Source organism: Sulfurovum sp. AR (assembly GCF_000296775.1).
GTDB lineage: Bacteria > Campylobacterota > Campylobacteria > Campylobacterales > Sulfurovaceae > Sulfurovum > Sulfurovum xiamenensis.
In genome coordinates, this window is sequence record NZ_AJLE01000005.1 from 1 (window position 1) to 5,849 (window position 5,849).

The following is a 5,849-nucleotide window of genomic DNA, read 5'->3' on the forward strand; positions in this document are numbered from 1 at the left end:
AATATAATCCCTTTCATTACTTATTAAACCCCACAAAAATCTAAATCTGTCTCGATTTCTAAATTTTTAAACTCTTTATGTGCGACAAGAAAAGTAATAATATCTGCTTTTTCAAGTGCTTCTTGATACCCTACTATCTCAAACTCTTTAAAACTCTCGATATTTGGCTCTACTGCTAAAACATCAAATCCATCTGCGATAAGACGTCTTGTGATGTAGAGTGCCGGAGACTCTCTAAGGTCATCAATATCTGGCTTAAATGCCAATCCCATACAAGCGACCTTCGCTTTTCTTCCATGTTTATTTTCAAATGTTAACGCTGCGTTTTTGATCTTCTCTATAGCCCACTCTGTTTTATAAGTATTTACTTCTCTGGCAGTTCGTATCATCTTGGCATCTTCACCACCTGCATGGACGATGAACCAAGGATCTACAGCAATACAGTGTCCACCAACACCTGCACTTGGCTGAAGTATATTGACTCTTGGATGTCTGTTGGCTAACCTGATGAGTTCCCAAACATCAATACCGAATTTATCACAAAGGATGGAGAGTTCATTGGCGAAGGCGATATTGGTGTCTCTAAAGCTGTTTTCGGTCAGCTTTGCCATTTCTGCTGTTTTAGCATCGGTTGAAAGTACTTCACCCTCTACAAAGGTTTGGTAAAAGACTACAGTTGCCTCAGTCGCTTCTGGAGTAATCCCTCCTACGATACGGTCATTTTCTACCAGTTCACGCATAATGTGTCCCGGAAGAACACGCTCAGGACAGTGTGCAATATGCACTTTACTTGTGTCTATACCATGTGATGCCAGTACTTCTGCCACCTTATCTGTCGTACCGACCGGTGAGGTAGACTCCAGTATGACTATATTTCCTTCTTGTACATAAGGAGCTATCGCTTCTGTCGCAGAGACAACATAGTCGATATTTGGCACATACCCATCATGAAACGGTGTAGGAACAGCGATGATAAATATATCTGCCTGTGTAGGTTTTAGATCTGCTTTGAGCTTACCACTGTTGACTGCTGCGTGAACAAACGTATCAAGTTCAGGTTCAACGATGTGAATTTCACCACGGTTGATAATATCAACCGTTCTCTGTACGACATCAACACCATGTACCTCATAACCCCTATTTGCTAACAGTGCTGCAGTTGGTAGTCCTATATATCCTAGGCCAACCACACATACTTTTTTATCCATTTTATCCATTTATCTTTCCTTCATAAATTCAACGACCTGTCTACAAGCAGTACCGTCTCCATAAGGATTACTCGCATGGGACATACGGCTATACACATCTTGATCATCGATCAACTTTTGTGCTTCATTTCTGATCAGTTCAATATCTGTACCTACCAGCTTAACTGTAACTGCTTCCAAGGCTTCCGGGCGTTCTGTAGTTTCTCTCATGACAAGTACCGGTTTTCCAAGAGATGGTGCCTCTTCCTGTACTCCTCCACTATCAGTGATAATAAAGTAAGACTTATCCATCATATAGATAAATTGTTCATACTGTAGCGGTTCAATGAGGTAAATATTTGCTACATCTGAGAGAAGTTCCTTTACAGGTTTTTGCACATTTGGATTAAGATGTACAGGATACACAATATCGATATCCGGATTAGAAACAGCGATCTCTTTAAGAGCAGTACAAATATTGATAAAACCTTGACCATGATTTTCTCTTCTATGTCCTGTGACCAGAATGATCTTTTGATCCTCTGATAAATGATAATCAAGCGTTTCTAAATGCTGAACGATTTCTGTTTCAAGTTGCTTATTGGATTTTATCTTCTCTAACGCTAGGAACAGTGCATCAATGACCGTATTACCCGTTACGACAATACTTTTTGCATTGACATTTTCACGTAAAAGATTCTCTTTACTTGTTTGAGTTGGTGCAAAGTGATACGCTGTGATCTGCGAAGTAAGCTGACGGTTTGCCTCTTCAGGCCAAGGAGAATAGATGTCACCGGTTCTCAAACCTGCTTCGATGTGCGCCACTTTGATCTGCTGGTAAAATGCTGCCATAGAGGCAGCAAAAGTTGTTGATGTGTCACCATGTACAAATACCACATCCGGTTTAAAATCTGTAAGTACAGGCTTCATGCCAAGAAGCACATTAGACGTTACATCATAAAGATCTTGTCCCGGCTTCATAATGTCAAGATCATACTCAGGGATGATTTCAAAAAGCTCTAAAACCTGGTCAAGCATTTCTCTATGTTGTGCCGTCACACATACTTTTGTATCAAACATATGCGGAAACTTTTGAAACTCTTTGACAAGTGGTGCCATTTTAATGGCTTCTGGACGAGTACCAAAAACGATGAGTATTTTTTGCATTATGCTTCAACTCTATTATAAAAATAATTAGTAGCTTCAACAAACCCATCTATAGAACCACAGTCAAACCGTTGACCATCAAATTTATAAGCGATCACTTTTCCGTTTTTTGCCTGCTTAAGAATAGCATCGGTGACCTGGATCTCGCCATTCTTACCTGGTTTTGTTTCTCTGAGGATATCAAAGATATCCGGTGTAAGGATGTAGCGTCCTATTATAGCCATATTCGTCGGTGCATCTTTTGGGTCTGGTTTTTCAACCATATTGGTCACTCTATAGATATTCTCTGTATTATCAACCAGTTTTCCAGCTATGACACCATACTTATAGGTCTGATCCATCGGTACTTCTTCGATGGCTACAACAGAACATTGGTATTTTTCATACACATCTATCATCTGTTTGAGTACACCGTCATTTCCATTGGTACAGAGATCATCTGCTAGAACAACGGCAAACGGTTCATTTCCTATAAGTGTTTCTCCTGTGAGGATAGCATGTCCAAGACCTTTCATCTCTACTTGTCTTGTATAGGAGAAAGTACATTGGTCTATCAGAGAACGTATTTCATCAAGAAGGGGCTCTTTGCTCGTACCTTTTATCTGCTGTTCAAGTTCATATGAGATATCAAAATGGTCCTCTATGGCACGTTTACCACGTCCTGTAATGATAGCCATCGTGTTGAGACCTGCTTCCAGTGCTTCTTCCACCCCATACTGAATGAGTGGCTTGGTGAGGACCGGTAGCATCTCTTTTGGTGTGGCTTTGGTCGCTGGTAGAAAACGGGTACCGTATCCTGCTGCGGGAAATAGACATTTTCTGATTCTCAAATTTTTTTCTCCCATTCTAATGTTGTTTGACAGATGACTTCAAGATCATCATATTTTGGTTCCCAATGCATGGCATTTTTGATCTTTGTATTATCTGAGATAAGGATGGCAGGATCTCCTGCACGTCGTTCTTTTGTCTCCACACTGAAATCAACGCCAGAGACTTTTTTCATGGTATCAATAACCTCTTTAACCGAAAAGCCTCTACTATACCCTACATTAAACACATCACTATCGTGATCTTCAAGATACTCTAAAGCCTCTATATGTGCCTGAGCAAGATCTACTACGTGTATATAGTCACGGATACCCGTACCGTCATGTGTAGGATAATCTTCTCCAAAGATATACATCTTTTCACGCTTACCTGTGGCAGTTTCTGCAGCTACTTTTATGAGCAGTGTAGCATTTTTCGTGGACTGACCGATACGACCATCAGGATCAGAACCTGCTACATTAAAATAACGCAGTGCTGCATACTTAAAATCATCATAGGCAAATGCTGTATCTTTGAGTACTCTTTCACTCATGAGTTTACTCATCCCGTAAGGGTTAATAGGATCTGTGGGATCACTCTCTTTAAGCCCACTCTCCAAGTTCACTACAGTTGCATCAGGTTCTCCATACGTGGCTGCTGTTGATGAGAAGATAAATTTATTTACCCCATTTTCTGTAGCACATTTTATGAGGTTAGCAGTATTGGCAGTGTTGTTCAGATAATACTTTAAAGGGTTCTCAACACTTTCTGGTACCACAAGAGAAGCAGCAAAATGGATAATTGCATCAAAACTATTTTCTTTCATGACAGTTTCGATCTTGTCAAAATTGGAAAGATCTTCTTGAATGAAGTTCAGGGTGAGATTATTTTCGTTGGCAATCACCATTAACGTATCAACGGTTTCTTTAAATCCTGTTACAAGGTTATCAAGAATGGTAATTTCATGATCACTGTTTTCAAGTAATAACTTGACCACATGACTACCAATGTAACCTGCTCCACCTGTTACAAGAATATGCATAACTTGTTTTCCCCTTTTAACTTATCCAATTATTTTTATATAAATATTTTATCTATATATAAAAATAAAAGTAAAAGTGTATCATTTGAATGTCATATTAATGTAACATTCAAACAAAAACATTTTTATTTATAATCTCCATGTAGGATTTTCTACGATCCCTTTGATGTCTATCAATACCGGTTCAGTTGTACTAATACCTTCAAATACACTACGATTCAGTACCTTGAATTCCTTATGACCTACCGCTACAATGATAGCATCATATTTTTTATCCGCTTGGAAAGGATCTGTGATAAACACAAAGTTTTTCTGATCTACATCCTTCTGATCGATCCATGGATCATAAGCATCCACACTGCATCCATAATCTTCTAGTTCATCGATGATGTCAAAGACTTTTGAGTTTCTAATGTCAGGGCAGTCTTCTTTAAAAGTTAAGCCCATGACCAATATATTTGCACCTTTGATCTTCTTATCATGTGATATCATCTCTTTGATCGTACGTTCAGCGATATACTTACTCATGCCATTATTGATCTGGCGTGCTCCAAGAATAAGATTTGGTTTGTACCCAAGCTCTTGTGCCTTATGTGTAAGATAGTAAGGATCTACACCGATACAGTGACCACCTACTAAACCAGGAGTCAGTTTAATGAAGTTCCATTTTGTTGCAGCCGCATTGATGACCTCAGTTGTATCGATACCCATCGTATCAAATATAAGTGCAAGCTCATTGATAAGAGCAATGTTGACATCTCTTTGCGTATTTTCGATCACCTTTGAAGCTTCAGCCACTTTGATAGAAGATGCTAAGTGTGTACCCGCTGTAATGATACTTTTATAAAGATCATCCACTACTTTTGCGATCTCAGGTGTAGAACCAGCAGTAACCTTTAGGATCTTAGTCACTGTATGTTCTTTATCTCCCGGGTTGATACGTTCTGGAGAGTATCCACAGTAGAAGTCTTCATTGAACTTCAACCCACTCATCTTCTCAAGTACCGGAACACAAACCTCTTCTGTTACACCAGGATAAACAGTAGACTCATAGATAACAATGTCATCTTTTTTCAGTACTTTTCCAACAGATTCAGAAGATTTGATAAGCGGCGTAAGGTCAGGACGGTTTGAACTATCTATAGGCGTAGGCACAGTCAAAATGTACACATTACAATCAGAAATCTCATCAAGATTTGCAGTAAATTTCATACCTTGAGCCAAAGCTTCTTTGACTTGTTCGTTACTCAGTTCAAGCGTACGGTCCACACCAGAATTAAGCTCATCAATACGCCACTGAGCAATATCAAAACCGACTACCTCGTACTTCTCCGAAAATGCATGCGCCAAAGGCAATCCAACATAACCAAGTCCGATCACTGCAATCTTATGAGCCATAGAAAAATATCCTGATATTAAATTGCATGTATTGTATCAAAAGGGCGGTTAGAGCTTCATAGGAAATAATATAGAATGATTACACTTTAGTTATAGTGTAGAAAAAACGAAACTTATATTTGTGAGAATGGAGATATACAAATCCGATATAAGGATTCATATGAGACTATAAACTGGTATTTAAATCATTCCTAATAAATATATACCCTTTTAAATACCCCTAAATTTTTTATTGATATTTATTTAGA

General features: G+C 38.8%; 5 protein-coding genes. All 5 read right to left on the reverse strand.

Features of this window, described 5'->3' with window-relative positions:
* Nucleotides 1–23: 23 nt before the first annotated feature.
* Nucleotides 24–1,208: a UDP-N-acetyl-D-mannosamine dehydrogenase gene (gene wecC / locus SULAR_RS05025; RefSeq protein WP_038000186.1), complete on the reverse strand. Its 1,185-nt coding sequence runs from the start codon at nt 1,206–1,208 to the stop codon at nt 24–26.
* A 9-nt stretch (nt 1,209–1,217) separates the two neighbouring features.
* A complete protein-coding gene (wecB, locus tag SULAR_RS05030; RefSeq protein WP_008243671.1) occupies nt 1,218–2,354 on the reverse strand; it encodes a non-hydrolyzing UDP-N-acetylglucosamine 2-epimerase in 1,137 nt (378 codons plus the stop codon).
* A complete protein-coding gene (galU, locus tag SULAR_RS05035) occupies nt 2,354–3,199 on the reverse strand; it encodes a UTP--glucose-1-phosphate uridylyltransferase GalU (protein ID WP_008243672.1) in 846 nt (281 codons plus the stop codon). The genes wecB and galU overlap by 1 nt, the downstream gene beginning before the upstream one ends.
* Nucleotides 3,181–4,203, reverse strand: a complete 1,023-nt coding sequence (gene galE, locus SULAR_RS05040) for a UDP-glucose 4-epimerase GalE (RefSeq protein WP_008243673.1) — start codon at nt 4,201–4,203, stop codon at nt 3,181–3,183. Before galE ends, galU begins: the two co-directional genes overlap by 19 nt.
* 129 nt (nt 4,204–4,332) lie before the next feature.
* Nucleotides 4,333–5,601 (reverse strand): nucleotide sugar dehydrogenase, encoded by a 1,269-nt coding sequence (locus SULAR_RS05045; RefSeq protein ID WP_008243674.1) that lies wholly within the window; start codon nt 5,599–5,601, stop codon nt 4,333–4,335.
* Between the last annotated feature and the right edge of the window lie 248 nt (nt 5,602–5,849).

What these genes read in the sequence shown, in the direction of transcription:
- wecC (WP_038000186.1), bottom strand. Translation starts at nt 1,208, where the DNA reads ATGGATAAAAAAGTATGTGTGGTTGGCCTAGGATATATAGGACTACCA.
- wecB (WP_008243671.1), bottom strand. Translation starts at nt 2,354, where the DNA reads ATGCAAAAAATACTCATCGTTTTTGGTACTCGTCCAGAAGCCATTAAA.
- galU (WP_008243672.1), bottom strand. Translation starts at nt 3,199, where the DNA reads ATGGGAGAAAAAAATTTGAGAATCAGAAAATGTCTATTTCCCGCAGCA.
- galE (WP_008243673.1), bottom strand. Translation starts at nt 4,203, where the DNA reads ATGCATATTCTTGTAACAGGTGGAGCAGGTTACATTGGTAGTCATGTG.
- SULAR_RS05045 (WP_008243674.1), bottom strand. Translation starts at nt 5,601, where the DNA reads ATGGCTCATAAGATTGCAGTGATCGGACTTGGTTATGTTGGATTGCCT.